The 14,987-nt window shown below is 67.2% G+C and carries 18 protein-coding genes; all 18 read left to right on the top strand.

Annotation, left to right across the window (positions count from 1 at the left end; translation table 11 throughout):
* Window positions 1–45: 45 nt before the first annotated feature.
* The 18 genes from ACPYOD_RS11510 (at window position 46) to ACPYOD_RS11425 (ending at window position 14,987) form a co-directional block, all read left to right on the top strand.
* The gene (locus ACPYOD_RS11510; protein ID WP_481301867.1) at window positions 46–561 is read left to right on the top strand and encodes a YceD family protein; all 516 of its coding nucleotides are present in this window, start codon (window positions 46–48) and stop codon (window positions 559–561) included.
* Window positions 562–579: 18 nt separating this feature from the next.
* Entirely contained in the window at window positions 580–774 is a 195-nt protein-coding gene (rpmF, locus tag ACPYOD_RS11505) for a 50S ribosomal protein L32 (RefSeq protein ID WP_090054210.1), read from the top strand.
* Window positions 775–907: 133 nt separating this feature from the next.
* Entirely contained in the window at window positions 908–1,876 is a 969-nt protein-coding gene (locus ACPYOD_RS11500) for a beta-ketoacyl-ACP synthase III (protein WP_481301882.1), read from the top strand.
* Window positions 1,877–2,038: 162 nt separating this feature from the next.
* Entirely contained in the window at window positions 2,039–2,974 is a 936-nt protein-coding gene (gene fabD, locus ACPYOD_RS11495) for an ACP S-malonyltransferase (protein WP_481301866.1), read from the top strand.
* Between the two features lie 21 nt (window positions 2,975–2,995).
* The gene (fabG, locus tag ACPYOD_RS11490; RefSeq protein WP_481301865.1) at window positions 2,996–3,739 is read left to right on the top strand and encodes a 3-oxoacyl-ACP reductase FabG; all 744 of its coding nucleotides are present in this window, start codon (window positions 2,996–2,998) and stop codon (window positions 3,737–3,739) included.
* Window positions 3,740–3,912: 173 nt separating this feature from the next.
* Window positions 3,913–4,152: an acyl carrier protein gene (gene acpP / locus ACPYOD_RS11485; RefSeq protein ID WP_072321351.1), complete on the top strand. Its 240-nt coding sequence runs from the start codon at window positions 3,913–3,915 to the stop codon at window positions 4,150–4,152.
* Window positions 4,153–4,301: 149 nt separating this feature from the next.
* Complete coding sequence (gene fabF / locus ACPYOD_RS11480; protein ID WP_481301864.1) at window positions 4,302–5,591, top strand: beta-ketoacyl-ACP synthase II; 1,290 nt, start codon at window positions 4,302–4,304, stop codon at window positions 5,589–5,591.
* 4 nt (window positions 5,592–5,595) lie between these two features.
* Window positions 5,596–6,942, top strand: a complete 1,347-nt coding sequence (locus ACPYOD_RS11475) for an aminodeoxychorismate synthase component I (RefSeq protein WP_481301863.1) — start codon at window positions 5,596–5,598, stop codon at window positions 6,940–6,942.
* Window positions 6,939–7,775: an aminodeoxychorismate lyase gene (gene pabC / locus ACPYOD_RS11470; protein WP_481301862.1), complete on the top strand. Its 837-nt coding sequence runs from the start codon at window positions 6,939–6,941 to the stop codon at window positions 7,773–7,775. Before ACPYOD_RS11475 ends, pabC begins: the two co-directional genes overlap by 4 nt.
* A 2-nt stretch (window positions 7,776–7,777) precedes the next feature.
* Window positions 7,778–8,800 carry an endolytic transglycosylase MltG gene (mltG, locus tag ACPYOD_RS11465; RefSeq protein ID WP_481301881.1) on the top strand — a complete coding sequence of 341 codons (1,023 nt, stop codon included), beginning with the start codon at window positions 7,778–7,780 and terminating at the stop codon, window positions 8,798–8,800.
* Window positions 8,797–9,441, top strand: a complete 645-nt coding sequence (gene tmk, locus ACPYOD_RS11460; protein WP_481301861.1) for a dTMP kinase — start codon at window positions 8,797–8,799, stop codon at window positions 9,439–9,441. Before mltG ends, tmk begins: the two co-directional genes overlap by 4 nt.
* The gene (gene holB / locus ACPYOD_RS11455; protein ID WP_481301860.1) at window positions 9,438–10,373 is read left to right on the top strand and encodes a DNA polymerase III subunit delta'; all 936 of its coding nucleotides are present in this window, start codon (window positions 9,438–9,440) and stop codon (window positions 10,371–10,373) included. Before tmk ends, holB begins: the two co-directional genes overlap by 4 nt.
* Before the next feature lie 77 nt (window positions 10,374–10,450).
* Window positions 10,451–11,413: a PIG-L deacetylase family protein gene (locus ACPYOD_RS11450; RefSeq protein WP_481301859.1), complete on the top strand. Its 963-nt coding sequence runs from the start codon at window positions 10,451–10,453 to the stop codon at window positions 11,411–11,413.
* 35 nt (window positions 11,414–11,448) lie between these two features.
* Entirely contained in the window at window positions 11,449–11,808 is a 360-nt protein-coding gene (locus tag ACPYOD_RS11445) for a PilZ domain-containing protein (protein WP_167023400.1), read from the top strand.
* A 276-nt stretch (window positions 11,809–12,084) separates the two neighbouring features.
* A complete protein-coding gene (locus ACPYOD_RS11440) occupies window positions 12,085–12,441 on the top strand; it encodes an NADH-quinone oxidoreductase subunit A (protein WP_481301858.1) in 357 nt (118 codons plus the stop codon).
* Window positions 12,432–12,986, top strand: coding sequence for a NuoB/complex I 20 kDa subunit family protein (locus tag ACPYOD_RS11435; protein WP_072321341.1), 555 nt, complete (start codon window positions 12,432–12,434; stop codon window positions 12,984–12,986). The genes ACPYOD_RS11440 and ACPYOD_RS11435 overlap by 10 nt, the downstream gene beginning before the upstream one ends.
* Window positions 12,987–13,001: 15 nt before the next feature.
* The gene (locus ACPYOD_RS11430) at window positions 13,002–13,730 is read left to right on the top strand and encodes an NADH-quinone oxidoreductase subunit C (RefSeq protein ID WP_481301857.1); all 729 of its coding nucleotides are present in this window, start codon (window positions 13,002–13,004) and stop codon (window positions 13,728–13,730) included.
* Between the two features lie 27 nt (window positions 13,731–13,757).
* The gene (locus ACPYOD_RS11425) at window positions 13,758–14,987 is read left to right on the top strand and encodes an NADH-quinone oxidoreductase subunit D (protein ID WP_481301880.1); all 1,230 of its coding nucleotides are present in this window, start codon (window positions 13,758–13,760) and stop codon (window positions 14,985–14,987) included.

Here is a 14,987-nt window from a genome sequence, read left to right as displayed (position 1 = left end):
TAACCGGTTGACTTCAGGCATGTTGATGCCTAACATCTCACGATTATGTCCGTGACATTGCCATCGTCCGTGGACGCTTGGCGCGAAGTTCGTGCGCGGCGTTCGTTCCAGGGTCAACTTCCCGTTTCGGCGTTTTCGCGCCTGGGTGAAGTGGTCGCGTCTCCCGAGGGCGACGTGACCTATGAACTGGATTTCGGCCGTGACGAATTCGGTGTTGCCTACGTGGCTGTACGCGCGAAGGCCGGGTTGACCCTCATCTGTCAGCGCTCGCTGGAACCATTCCAGCTGCCGGTGGAAGTCGATGCCCGTCTCGGACTGATCGTCGAGGAAAGCGAGGAGGCTTCATTGCCTCCCGGGTACGAAGCGTTGCTCGTCGAACAGGACGGCAAGCTCGATCCGATAGCGACCATCGAGGACGAACTGCTGTTGGCGCTGCCACTGGTTCCGGTGAATCCGGACCACGAACTGCCCGACGATGTACTGGGATCCGACGGGGACGACACGACCCCGCAGGAAAAATCTGAAAACCCGTTCGCGGCACTCCGCGGACTCATAAAGTAATTTCGCTGGAGATTTGTCATGGCCGTTGCCAAGAGCCGCAAGACCCCGTCCACCCGCGGCATGCGTCGTTCGCACGATGCGCTGAAGTCCGTGCAGCTGTCGACCGATCCGACCAGCGGTGAAGTGCACCTTCGTCACCACGTGACCAAGGACGGCTTCTATCGCGGCAAGAAGGTCATCGACACCCGCGGCGCGGTCGAAGTCGAGGACTGATCTCCCTTCCAGGGACGATCACAACGCAGGCGGCGCGGCAACGCGCCGTTTTGCGTTTGTGGCATATGGTTTTTCCGGCCCCGGGCCCGTCATGTCGCCCGGGTGAATCCTCCGTCTCATTGGGGATACGGTTCTGAAATACGCCCGCATCATCGGTACCGGCAGCGCGCTTCCCGAGAAAGTGCTGACCAACGCCGATCTCGAAAAGATCGTCGACACGAGCGACGAGTGGATCCGCACGCGCACCGGCATCACCGAACGCCATATCGCGGCGGAAGGCGAGACCACCGGCGACCTCGCCTTCCTCGCTGCCCAGCGCGCCCTCGAGGCGGCCGGCGTGAAGGCCACCGAGATCGACCTCATCGTGCTCGGCACCACCACGCCCGACATCATCTTTCCGTCCACCGCGTGCCTCGTCCAGCATCGTCTGGGCGCCAATGGCTGCGCCGCCTTCGACGTCAACGCCGCCTGCTCGGGCTTCGTCTACGCGCTGGGCATCGCGAACGCGTTCATGCGCAGCGGTCAGTCCAAGAAGGCCTTGGTGATCGGTGCCGAGACGCTCACCCGCATGGTCGACTGGACCGAGCGCGAGAGCTGCGTGCTCTTCGGCGACGGCGCGGGCGCCGTGGTGCTCGAGGCCTCCGACGAACCCGGCATCTTCACCACCCGCATGCGTGCGGACGGCGGCTTCAAGCACCTGCTGTTCAACCCGGTGGGCGTGTCGGCCGGTTTCAAGGACGAGCCGAATCACGGCGTGCGCATCAGCATGCTGGGCCGCGAAGTCTTCAAGGTGGCCGTCAAGACGCTCGACTCCCTGGTGGGTGAGACGCTCCAAGACGCCGGCATGAAGGAAGAGGAAATCGACTGGCTGATCCCGCACCAGGCGAACCTGCGCATCATCGAAGCAACCGCGAAGCGGCTGAACATGTCGATGGACCGCGTCATCGTCACCGTCGACAAGCACGCGAACACGTCGTCCGGGTCCGTGCCGCTGGCGCTCGATTACGCCGTGCGCTCGGGCAAGGTCCAGCGCGGCCAGAACCTGCTACTGGAAGCTTTCGGTGGCGGCTTTACCTGGGCCTCGGCGCTGCTGCGCTACTGACCGGGGAGAATGTGGGAGCCGCTTCAGCGGCGATAGGTGCTCCCGGCGGCCTCGCACGCCGCCGCGGGATCGCCGGCGTAGCCGGCTCCCACAAACAGACGGTGGCGCATGGCAGGAGCTTGCTGGCACCATTCGCGGTTTGAAGTCCCGGAACCGTTTCGCATGACCTCATCGCTTGCCTTCGTTTTCCCCGGCCAGGGATCGCAATCCGTCGGCATGCTCACCGAACTGGCGGCGGTCCATCCGGAAGTCCGCGCCACCTTCGACGAAGCCTCAGAAGGCGCGGGCGCCGATCTCTGGTCGATCAGCCAGGATGGCCCGAAGGAACTGCTGGACAGCACCGAGAACACCCAGCCCGCGCTGCTGGCCGCCAGCATCGCCGTCTGGCGCGTCTGGTTGAAGCAGGGTGGCCGCATGCCGGCCCTTCTTTCCGGACACAGCCTCGGCGAATACAGCGCCCTGGTGGCCGCCTCGGCCATTTCGCTGAAGGATGCCGCCGGCCTCGTCGCCGAGCGCGGCCGCCTGATGCAGGCGGCCGTGCCTCCGGGCGTTGGCGCCATGGCCGCCATCCTGGGGGGCGACGACGCCCAGATCGCCCAGGTGTGCGAAGAAGTGGCGCAGGGGCAGGTGGTGTCCCCGGCCAACTACAACTCCCCGGGGCAGCTGGTGATCGCCGGCCATGCCGAGGCCGTGGACCGCGCGTTGGCGCGTCTCGCGGAACTCGGCGTGAAGAAAGCCGTGAAGCTTGCCGTTTCCGTACCTTCGCACTGCATGCTGATGCGCGACGCGGCCGACCGCCTCGGCGAGCGCATGGCGGCCCTGGACTGGTCGCTGCCGTCGATCCCGGTGGTGCAGAACGCCGACGCGAAGGTGCATGGTTCCATCGAGGACATTCGCGGCGCGCTGATGCGCCAACTCTACCTGCCGGTGCGCTGGACCGAATGCGTGCAGGCGCTCGCCGCGGCAGGAATCGTCCAGACGCTGGAATGCGGCCCTGGCAAGGTGCTCAGCGGACTCATCAAGCGCATCGACAAGTCCATCGACGGCAAGGCCATCGGCACGCCGGAAGAGCTCGAAGCGGCCCTGGCCGCTGCCTGACCCTCACCACAGGACATCCTCATGACCTCATCCCTGCAGGGTGAAATCGCCCTCGTTACCGGTGCCAGCCGTGGCATCGGCGCCGCCATCGCCGACCTTCTCGCCGCGCGCGGTGCCACGGTCTACGGCACGGCCACCAGCGAAAGCGGCGCCAAGGCCATCGGCGAGCGGCTCGCGGCGCATGGCGGCCATGGCCGTGTGCTCGACGTGACCGACGCCTCGGCCATCGAAGGCCTGGTCGACGCCATCGCCAAGGAAACCGGCGCGATTTCCGTCCTCGTGAACAACGCGGGTATTACGCGTGACCAACTCCTCATGCGCATGAAGGAGGAGGACTGGAGCGCCATCATCGAAACCAACCTCACCTCCGTCTTCCGCACGTCGAAGGCCGTGATGCGCGGCATGATGAAGGCGCGCAAGGGCCGCATCGTGAGCATCGCGTCCGTGGTCGGGGTTACCGGCAATCCGGGGCAGGCGAACTACGCGGCGGCGAAGGCCGGCATCATCGCCTTCTCGAAATCGCTGGCCCGTGAGATCGGATCGCGTGGCATCACCGTGAACGTGGTGGCGCCGGGGTTCATCGATACCGACATGACCCGCGCGCTGCCGGAAGAACAGCGCACCGCGCTGCTGTCCGGCATTGCCCTGGGCCACCTGGGCGAGGCCAGCGACATTGCCGAGGCCGTGGCCTTCCTGGCTTCGCCGGCCGCCCGGTACATCACCGGTGAGACCCTGCATGTCAACGGCGGCATGTACATGCCCTGATAGGGCGCCCCGGGCGAGGCAGTCGCCACCGGCCCGGATTTGAGAGACAATCGCTATTTCGCGCCCCGCTCGTCACCGGTGGGGCGTCATCAACGTGATGGCGGCATGCTGGCGGGCACGGTCCTTAGCCACTACAATGCCGCCGGATTTTCCCTCGGGAGGCAAAGGCAAACATGAGCACCATCGAAGAACGCGTCAAGAAGATCGTCGTTGAGCAGCTGGGCGTCAAGGAAGAAGAAGTCACCACCAACGCGTCGTTCGTTGACGATCTGGGCGCCGATTCTCTGGATACGGTCGAGCTCGTGATGGCCCTCGAAGAAGAGTTCGAGTGCGAGATCCCGGACGAGGAAGCTGAGAAGATCACGACGGTCCAGCAGGCGATCGATTACGTCAAGGCTCACGTCAAGGCCTGATCGAGCGACTGGTTGTCGATCGGAGGCGCCGCCTCCCGTCGATCTCCGAGCGACACGGAAGCTGCGCCGTCATGGCGCAGTTTTCGTTTGCGCGTAACGCAACCTGCGCCCGCGTATGGTTCGCGCGAAACAGTGAAGGATGAGAACGCATGAGTAAGCGACGTGTGGTAGTGACCGGTATGGGCATCGTCTCGCCGGTCGGCAACGATCTCGCCACCGCGTGGAAGAACGTCGTGGAAGGCAACAGCGGTATCGGCCCCGTCAGCGATTTCGACGCCACCGCCTATGCGACGAAGATTGCCGGCGAGGTGCGCGATTTCGATCCGGTCGAGGCTTATTTCGTCGGGTCCGACGCGGACGACGACGAGAGGCGCTCCATCGCGAAGGACTTCAAGCGGATGGATCCGTTCATCCACTACGGAATCGTCGCGGGCACGCACGCGCTGCGTCAGTCCGGGCTGAAGATCACCGACGAGAACGCCGGGCGCATCGGCATCGCCGCGGGCGCGGGCATCGGCGGCCTGCACACCATCGAGGCCACCGCGATCGAGCTGCGCGACAAGGGTCCGCGCAAGGTCTCGCCGTTCTTCGTGCCGAGTTCCATCATCAACATGGTGGCGGGCAACCTGTCCATCTACCACGGCATGAAGGGCCCGAACATCGCCCTCGTCTCGGCATGCACCACGGCTGCGCACAACATCGGCATGGCCATGCGCCTCATCCAGTACGGCGATGCCGACGCGATGCTGGCCGGCGGTGCCGAGTTCGCCACCACGCCGACGGCAATGGCGGGCTTCTGCTCGGCCAAGGCCATGTCCACGCGCAACGACGATCCGACGCACGCCAGCCGTCCGTGGGACATCGGCCGCGATGGCTTCCTGCTGTCCAACGGCGCGGGCATGCTCATGCTCGAGGAATACGAGTTCGCCAAGGCTCGCGGTGCCACCATCCTGGCGGAGCTGATCGGCTTCGGCATGAGCGGCGACGCGTACCACATCACCGCGCCGAGCGGCGACGGTGCCGAGCTGGCCATGCGCAACGCGCTGCACGACGCCGGACTGAAGGCGGAAGACGTGCAGTACGTGAACGCGCACGGCACGTCCACGCCGGTCGGCGACCTTGGCGAAGCCAAGGCCATCCGCAACGTGTTCGGGGACCATGCCACGCAGAAGGGCAAGTTCGCGGTGAGCTCCACGAAGTCGGTCACGGGCCACCTGCTCGGTGCCGCCGGCGGCGTCGAGGCGATCTTCTCGATCCTCGCCATTCGCGACGGCATCATTCCGCCGACGATGAACCTCGAGAACGTCGATCCGGAAGTCGAGGCCCTGGGCATGGACCTCGTGCCGAACAAGGCGGAGAAGGCCGACATCCAGGTCGTCATGTCGAATTCGTTCGGCTTCGGCGGCACCAACGGCACGCTCGTCTTCCGTCGCGCCTGACGCGTTGGCATTCGTCACGCGAACCCTGGCCGGCCGGCGCGACCTCCTCGCGCCGGCCGCGTCGTATCCGGAGCGCTATGCGGCGCTGCTCGCCAGTGCCGTCACCGGCACGCCGCAGGCACGCTTCGACATCCTCCTCGCCGCAGGCGCGGAATCGCTGACCCTTTCGGCCGACGGCGTGACCCGCAACGAGCGCGGCGACGTGTTGCCCGGTTCCTTCCTCGACCTGCTGGACGCCGCCTGGGCCGCGCGTCGCCGCCCCCGTGTCGACGACGGTCTTCCATTTCATGGCGGATGGGTGGTCTACCTCGCCTATGAACTGGTGGGCCAGATCGAGCCCAGCCTCCGCCTGCCGGTGTCCGACGGTGCCATGCCCGTGGCCTTTGCGCTGCGCGCGCCGGCCGCGGCCATCGTCGACCATGTCGAGCAGCGCACCGTGCTCGTCGCGGAGGAGGGCGCGGAGGCATGGCTGGACATCCTTGCCGTCGACCTCGACGCCGAAAGTCCCGAACTACCGCTGGCGATGCCGTTCGCCGTGGAGGAAGACGATCCGTCGCGCTTCCTCGAGGGCGTACGCCGCGTGCACGAACACCTGCATGCGGGCGACGTGTTCCAGGTGAACCTCTCGCGCCGCTGGACGGCTCGCTTCACCGACGCGCCGGCTCCGGCGTCCCTCATGCGTGCCCTCCGCGCCGCCAATCCGGCACCGTTCGCCGGGCTGTTGCAGCGCGCCGGTTGGGCCGTGGTCAGCTCGTCACCCGAGCGGCTTGTGGCGTCGCGCGATGGCGTGCTCCAGACCCGGCCGATCGCGGGCACGCGACCGAGAGTGGCGGGCGACGACGATGCCGCGCGTGTCCGCGAACTCGTCAGCCATCCGAAGGAGCGCGCGGAGCATGTGATGCTCATCGACCTCGAACGCAACGACCTGGGGCGCGTATGCGTGCCGGGCAGTGTATCGGTCGACGAATTCATGGTGGTGGAGAGTTATGCGCACGTGCACCACATCGTGTCCAACGTGCGTGGCCGTGCCCGCGAGGGCACCACGCCGGGCCAGGTGATCGCCGCCACGTTCCCCGGCGGCACCATCACCGGCTGCCCCAAGGTGCGTTGCATGGAGATCATCGGCGCGCTGGAACAGGAGGCCCGCGGTGCCTATACCGGCGCGCTCGGCTACCTCGACGACAGCGGCGACATGGACCTCAATATCCTCATTCGCACGCTGTCCGTCGAAGGCTCGCGTGTCTCGTTGCGCGCGGGTGCGGGCATCGTCACCGACTCGATACCCGAGCATGAGCTTGACGAAACACGGGCCAAGGCGCGCGGCCTGCTTCGCGTGTTCGGCCTGGCATGACGTCGCGGACGTCCGTGGATTTCCTCGACGCGGACCGCGTGTCCGTGTCCGATCGCGGTTTCACCTATGGCGACGGGCTGTTCGAAACCGTCCGCGTCTTCCAAGGGCAGGCCCCGTTGTGGCCGCGTCATGTCGAGCGCCTGCACCTGGGTTGCGAGCGTCTGCGCATTTCGCCGCCGGACTTGGCGGCCGTCGGCAATGAAGTGTCGCGTTTGTCCGTGGGCCTCGACGATGCCGTTGCGCGCATCACGCTGACCCGTGGCACCGGCACGCGAGGCTACGCGCCTCCGGCCTCTCCGCACCCGACGCTTGTCGTGACCGTGTCGCCCCTCGCGCTCGACCCGGCGGCGGGCAGGGATGGCATCACGGTACGGCTTTGCACGACACGGCTCGCCGTCCAGCCGTTGTTCGCCGGCATGAAGCACCTCAACCGTCTCGAGCAGGTCATGTCGCGCGGCGAATGGGACGATCCGAGGATCGCCGAAGGCCTGATGCTGGACACCGACGGCCACCTGGTTTGTGCCATCGCCGCCAATCTCTTCGCCGTGTTCGGCGACCGGCTGGCGACACCGCCGGTCGATCGCTGCGGCGTGGCCGGCGTGGCACGGGCGGAAGTGATGTCGATACGCGACGTGGACGAAGTCCGCCTGAACCCGGCTCGACTCGCCGAAGCCGACGAGGTCTTCCTCACGTCGGCGGTTCGCGGCATTCTCCCGGTCCGGGTTTTCGCGACCCGCACGTGGCAGCCCGGCCCCGTCACCCGCGCCCTGCAGGCGCACTGGCGTGACATCGGCCTGCCTTCGCCAACAGGTTTCGAGGAATCCGATCGATGAAAATGCGCGGCGCCGCCTTGTGGCGGGCCATCCTGCTGGTGGTGCTGGTCGCGGCGATCGCCGTCGGCGCCTGGCTCTGGTTCGACTGGGCGCGCTTCGCCGGCACGCCACTGACCGTGCCCGCCACGGGGCAGAGCATCGACGTGGCGCGCGGGGCCTCGTTCAAGGACATCGTTCGCGATCTGCGTACACGCAAGGTCACGCACGCGTCGCCGCTTTACTGGCGCCTGCTGGCGATGGAAATGCATGCCTCGGGCCGGCTGCACGCGGGTGAGTACGTGCTGCGTCCCGGCATGACGCCGCGCAACCTCATCGCCGACATGGCAGCGGGTAAGGTCATGCAGCGCAATTTCACCATCGTCGACGGTTGGACCTTCGCCGACCTGCGCAAGGCACTGGCCTCCGTGGACACGCTGGCGCACGACACCGCCGGCGCCGACGACGCGGACGTGATGAAGCGCCTTGGCGCGGAAGGGGACCATCCGGAAGGCCGCTTCCTTCCGGAAACCTATGCGTACGTGAAGGGCGATACCGACTCGAGCATCCTGAAGCGCGCATACGCCGCGATGTCGAAGACGCTCGACACGGCATGGAGCGGCCGCGCGCCCGACCTGCCGCTGGCCACGCCCTACGAGGCGCTGATCCTCGCGTCCATCGTGGAGAAAGAGACGGGCAGGGCTGACGAGCGTCCGCGCATCGCCGGGGTCTTCATGCGCCGCCTTCGCCTGCGCATGCTGTTGCAGACCGACCCGACGGTGATCTACGGGATGGGTGCGGCATACGCCGGCAACATCCACCGCAGCGACCTCACGGCCGACAGTCCCTACAATACGTACACGCGGGTCGGCCTGCCGCCCACGCCGATCGCCCTGCCGGGACGCGCGGCCATCGAGGCGACGCTGCATCCGGCGGACGGCAAGGAGCTGTATTTCGTTGCCCGGGGCGACGGCAGCCATGTCTTCTCGTCGACTCTCGAAGAACACAACCGGGCCGTGGCCTGCTACCAGTTGAAGCGATGCCAGTGACGAGTACTCAGCGCGGCCGGTTCATCACCCTCGAAGGCGGCGAAGGCGCCGGCAAGAGCACCTTGCTGCGCGGCCTGGAGGAACACCTGCGCGAGCGTGGCATCGACCTCGTCGTCACCCGCGAACCGGGCGGCACTGAGGTGGGCGAGGCCGTGCGCGCCGTCGTGCTCGATGCCGCGAACAACGCGCTCTGCGCCGAGGCAGAACTGCTGCTGATGTTCGCCGCCCGGGCGCAGCACGTGCGCCAGGTGATCGAGCCGGCGCTGGCCGCCGGACGCTGGGTGCTCTCGGACCGCTTCACCGATGCCAGTTATGCGTACCAAGGTGGCGGCCGCGGCCAGCCCATCGAGCGTATCGCCGAACTGGAACGGTGGGCGGCGGAAGGCCTGCGTCCCGACCTGACCCTGCTGCTCGACCTGCCGGTCAGCGATGGCCGTGCCCGCGCCGCCGGCCGCGGCGAAGCCGATCGCATCGAGGTGGAGGGCGACGCCTTCTTCGAACGCGTGCGCGATGCGTACCGCGCCCGTGCCGCCGCCGATCCCGCCCGTTTCCGCCTGCTCGACGCCTCGGCCTCGAAAGCGGACGTGCTCGCGCAGGCGGTCGGTGGCCTCGTTCCCCTCCTTGCCGGAGGCACGCGATGAGCCGCTGGCCCTGGCACGACGACGCCTGGTCTCGGCTGCAGGCGCGGCACGAGCGGGGTGCGCTCCCGCATGCGCTGCTGCTGGCCGGCCCCGCGGGGCTGGGCAAGCGCGATTTCCTGGCCGCTTTCGTGAAAGGCCTGCTTTGCCAGCGACCGGTGGACGGCGAGGCCTGCGGCGCCTGCCGTGCGTGCCAGCTGGTGGATGCCGGTTCGCACCCCGACCTCGTCGCGTTGTCGTTCGGGCTGCGCAAGGACGGCGTCACACGCAGCGAGATCGTGGTTGACCAGGTACGCGACCTCTCGCAGAGGCTGTCGATGGCCAGCCAGTTCGGTGGCTGGCAGGTAGTGACGATCGACCCTGCCGACGCGATGAACGCCGCAGCGGCGAATGCCCTGCTGAAGACGCTCGAGGAACCGACGCCGTCGACCCTTCTCGTGCTCGTCGCCGACCAGCCGGCGCGATTGCCTGCGACCATTCGCAGCCGCTGCCAGCGCATCGACTTCCTGGTGCCCCCGCGCGACGTGGCCCTCGAGTGGCTACGCGCCCAGGGCGTGGCCGACGCCACCGCCGCGCTGGAAGCCGCCGGCGGCAATCCCGGCATGGCGCGGGCGTGGGCGGCCGACGGCGCACTGAAGCAGCGCGGCGAGGTCCGTCACGACCTGAAGGCGCTGGCCGCGGGGCGGGGCGACGCCATGGAAGTCATCAAGCGTTGGCAGGCCGCCGATCCGGCGCGCTATCTCTGGTTTGCCGCGCAGGCCGCCACCGACGAATTGCGCGCCCGCGCCGCCGGAATGCCGCCGCCGCTGGAGAGCCAGCTCGACGACGAAGCCCTCGATGGCTGGTACGGCAAGGCCAACCGGGCGCGCGATGCACTGCGTGGCCCCCTGCGCGCCGACCTCGTGCTCCTCGAAGTGCTCGCCGCCTGGCGCTGAAGCCATGCCCGTTGACGCGCTTTTATCGCGTCTTCGGTCTTAATCGAGCCGACGTTTCGATTCATCAGGAGCACTCCTTGGCACGCCATCCGGTCATCGACGGCAGCACCCGTCTCCTCGTCGTCGCCCCGCATCCGGACGACGAATCGCTGGCCGCGGGCATGCTGATCCAGCGCACGCTGGCGGCGGGCGGGCGTGCCGACGTGCTGCTGCTGACCGACGGCGACGACAACCCCTGGCCGCAGCGCTGGCTGGAGCGGCGCCTCGTCGTCGACGCCAGCGCGCGAGCGCGCTGGGGCGCCAGGCGCCGTGGTGAGGTGGCGGCGGCCCTGGGTCGATTGGGGGTCGGGTCCGACCACCTGCACGCCCTCGGCTGGCACGACATGGAGGTCACCAAGGAATTGCGCGTGCGCCATGCCGAGGCCCTGGCATCGGTCCGCCGCGTGCTGGAGCGGGTACGGCCCAATCTCGTGGTCATCCCCGATCTGGGGGACACCCATCCCGACCACGGCTCGGCCCACGTACTGGCCCGGCTAGCCCTGGCGGCGGCCGGGTCGATGGCCGACGTGCTCACCTACATGGTGCACGGGACGGAGCGCTCGGCGCCGGAAGACCTGCTGGTGCCGGACCTCGACCCGGAGCGGCAGGCGACGAAAGTCAGCGCCGTGCTGGAACACGCGACCCAGATGGCCCTCAGCCGGAAGCGGATGCTCCGCGTAGCGTCGCGGCCGGAACGCTTCGACCGCCCGCCGCCCGCACCCGGCACCGGCGCCCTGCGCCTGCCATGGCGGCCCGGCCCGCTGGCCCGCGCCCGCCTGCGGGTGGTCCTGGCAGACGGGAAGGGCGTGGTGGTGTGGCCGTGGCGGAAGGCGCCCCTGGAGCGGTCGGGCGGCGACTGGATCCTGCCCCTGCGCGACGCTCCGGGCCCGGCCTTCGCGAAGCTCACCGCCGACCTGTCCACGCCGTGGATCTACGACCGCTATGGCTGGGCCGGCCAGGACCCCGAACCGGTCGGGCTTGTAGCCCGCCCCGTGGGGTAGCTAGCATGGCCGTCAATCCAGGGAATCCTACGTCCATGACCGCCACCGCCTCCTCGCCGCGACAGGGCATCCTTTCGCTGAAGATCAAGGACGTGAACTCCCTGTACATCTCGTACATGCCCTACCTGAAAACGGGCGGCCTGTTCGCTCCCACGGCACAGCGCTACAGCCTGGGCGACGAGGTGGCCCTCCTGGTCACCCTGATCGACGAGAACGAGCGCCTCTCCGTCGCCGGCAAGGTGGTCTGGATCACCCCGGTGGGCGCGCAGGGCAACCGCACGGCCGGCGTGGGCGTCCAGTTCAACGAATCGCCCGAGAGCGAGGCCGCCCGGCAGCGCATCGAGGGCCTGCTGGCGGGCACCCTCTCGTCCGAGCGTCCGACCCAGACGATGTGAACCGCTGGCGCGGCACCGTCGAAAGCCTGCGAATGCACCATCGCAAGGCAGTTTCGCCTCATTAAGGCTTGTCGGAATACCTGCACGCACTGGTACAATAGATCGGTTCCCCAACGTGAGATTGTGGATATCCGGAGTCGTTGGCGCGTCCGTCGCGCCGGCACGGAGCGGTCCGTTTGGATCGATTCGAAAAAAGCTCCGGCGACACTAGCCGGACCGCTCGTCCCCGCCGACGGTCACTGATGCGCCCAGCGAGGCGCGGAGGTACGCAGCATCGTGCTTGCCCAATACTGGCCCGTCCTGTTGTTCATCGCCGTCGCCATCGGCCTTGGCATCGCCCTCCTGGTGATCGGCATGCTTGCCGGTCCGAAGCGTCCGGACGCCGAGAAACTCGCGCCGTACGAGTGCGGCTTCGAGGCCTTCGAGGATGCGCGCATGAAGTTCGACGTGCGCTACTACCTCATCGCCATCCTCTTCATCATCTTCGACCTCGAAATCGCCTTCCTTTTCCCGTGGGCGGTGGTGTTCGACAAGATCGGCGTGATCGCCCTCGTCGAAATGGCGCTGTTCCTCGCGCTGCTCGTGGTCGGTTTCGCTTACGTCTGGAAGAAGGGAGCGCTCGAATGGGAGTGATGACCAGCATCGACCGGGTGATGCACAACCCGGAGCCGCTCAATCTCGTCGACGACATCCTGCGTCCCAACGGCGACGCGCCGGTGGTGAACCGCGGTTTCGGCGTCACCAGCATCGACGCGCTCATGAACTGGGCACGCACGGGCTCCATGTGGCCGATGACCTTTGGCCTCGCCTGCTGCGCCGTCGAGATGATGCACGCGGGTGCCGCGCGCCTCGACCTCGACCGCTACGGCGTCATCTTCCGTCCCAGCCCGCGCCAGTCCGACGTGATGATCGTGGCGGGCACGCTGGTGAACAAGATGGCCCCGGCGTTGCGCAAGGTCTACGACCAGATGCCGGACCCGAAGTGGGTCATCTCCATGGGTTCCTGCGCCAACGGCGGCGGGTACTACCACTATTCCTATTCGGTCGTGCGTGGTTGCGATCGCATCGTTCCGGTCGACATCTACGTGCCGGGTTGCCCGCCGACGGCCGAAGCGCTGATCCACGGCATCCTGCAGTTGCAGAAGAAGATCCGCCGCACCCACACGATCGCGCGCTAACAGGGCCAGGGCATCATGAGCGTTATCAACGAGACCTCGCTGGTCGAACGGCTCGCCGCGCGCTTCGGCGACATGCTGAACGTGAAGGTCGAGCGCAACGAAGTCACCGCCGAGGTGGCTCCGCGCGACCTCATCTCCGTCGCCACCGCGCTGCGTGATGAAGCCGGCTTCCGCTTCGGCACCATCATCGACGTATGTGGCATCGATTACTTCGGCTACGGCAAGACCGAATGGGACACCGACACCGCGCAGGGCGAGAGTTTCTCGCGCGGCGTGGAAGGCGAGGCCATGGGCCGTTTCACCTGGGCGGAGCGTCCGCGCCATGTGGAGCAGCAGCGCCGTTTCGCCGCGGTGATCCACCTGCTGTCGATCGAACGGAACCAGCGCATCCGCCTGCGCGTGTCCTGCGAGGACGACGCATTCCCGGTCGTGCCTTCGATCACGCCGATCTGGCCCGGCGCCGACTGGTTCGAGCGCGAGACGTTCGACCTCTTCGGCATCATCTTCGATGGCCACCCGGACCTGCGCCGCATCCTCACGGACTACGGTTTCGTGGGCCACCCGTTCCGCAAGGACTTCCCGCTGATCGGCAACGTCGAGGTCCGCTACGACCCCGAGCAGAAGCGCGTGGTGTACGAACCGGTTTCGATCGAGCCGCGCGTGCTGGTGCCGCGCACGATCCGCAACGACGCCGACCTCGATCAGGCCAGGGCGGAATCCGCCGACCACTGGCGGGAGAACTAAGCCGTGGAAGAAATTCGCAACTACACGATGAACTTCGGCCCGCAGCATCCCGCTGCGCATGGCGTGCTGCGCCTCGTGCTGGAGATGGACGGCGAGACGATCGTCCGCGCCGATCCGCACATCGGCCTGCTGCACCGTGGCACCGAGAAGCTCGCCGAGTCCAAGCCGTTCAACCAGTCCATCGGTTACATGGACCGTCTCGACTACGTGTCGATGATGTGCAACGAGCACGCCTACGTGCGCGCCATCGAGAACCTGATGGGTATCGAGGCGCCCATCCGTGCGCAGTACATCCGCACGATGTTCGACGAGATCACCCGCATCCTGAACCACCTCATGTGGATCGGCTCGAATGCGCTCGATCTCGGCGCCATGGCCGTCTTCCTCTACGCGTTCCGCGAGCGCGAGGAACTGATGGACGTGTACGAGGCGGTGTCGGGCGCGCGCATGCACGCCACGTACTACCGCCCGGGTGGCGTGTACCGCGACCTGCCGGAGCAGATGTCGAAGTACCGCGAGTCGCCGTGGCACAAGGGCAGCGACCTCAAGCGCCTGAATGCCTGGCGCGAAGGCTCGATGCTGGACTACCTCACGGAGTTCACCAACGACTTCCCGGCGCGCGTCGATGAATACGAAGCGCTGCTCACCAACAACCGCATCTGGAAGCAGCGCACGGTCGGCATCGGCGTCATCTCGCCGGAACAGGCGCAGGCCTGGGGCATGACCGGCGCCATGCTGCGCGGCTCGGGCATCGCCTGGGACCTGCGCAAGAAGCAGCCGTACGCCGCCTACGCGGACATGGATTTCGATATCCCGGTCGGCGTGAATGGCGACTGCTACGACCGTTACCTCGTGCGCGTCGAGGAAATGCGCCAGTCGAACCGCATCATCCAGCAGTGCGTGGCATGGCTGAAGGCCAACCCGGGTCCTGTGATGGTGCAGAACTACAAGGTCGCGCCGCCCAGCCGTGAAGAAATGAAGACGGACATGGAAGCGCTGATCCACCACTTCAAGCTCTTCACCGAAGGCTATGGCGTGCCCGCGGGCGAAACCTATGCCGCGGTGGAAGCGCCGAAGGGCGAGTTCGGCTGCTACCTCGTGTCCGACGGTGCGAACAAGCCGTTCCGCGTGCACCTGCGCGCGCCGGGCTTCGCGCACCTGTCCTCGATCGACGCCATCGTGAAGGGCCACATGCTCGCCGACGTCGTCGCGATGATCGGCACCTACGATCTCGTCTTCGGCGAAGTCGACCGCTAA

The organism is Luteibacter sp. HAY1-4A (genome assembly GCF_056755355.1).
This window is presented reverse-complemented; position numbering and strand designations above follow the sequence as displayed.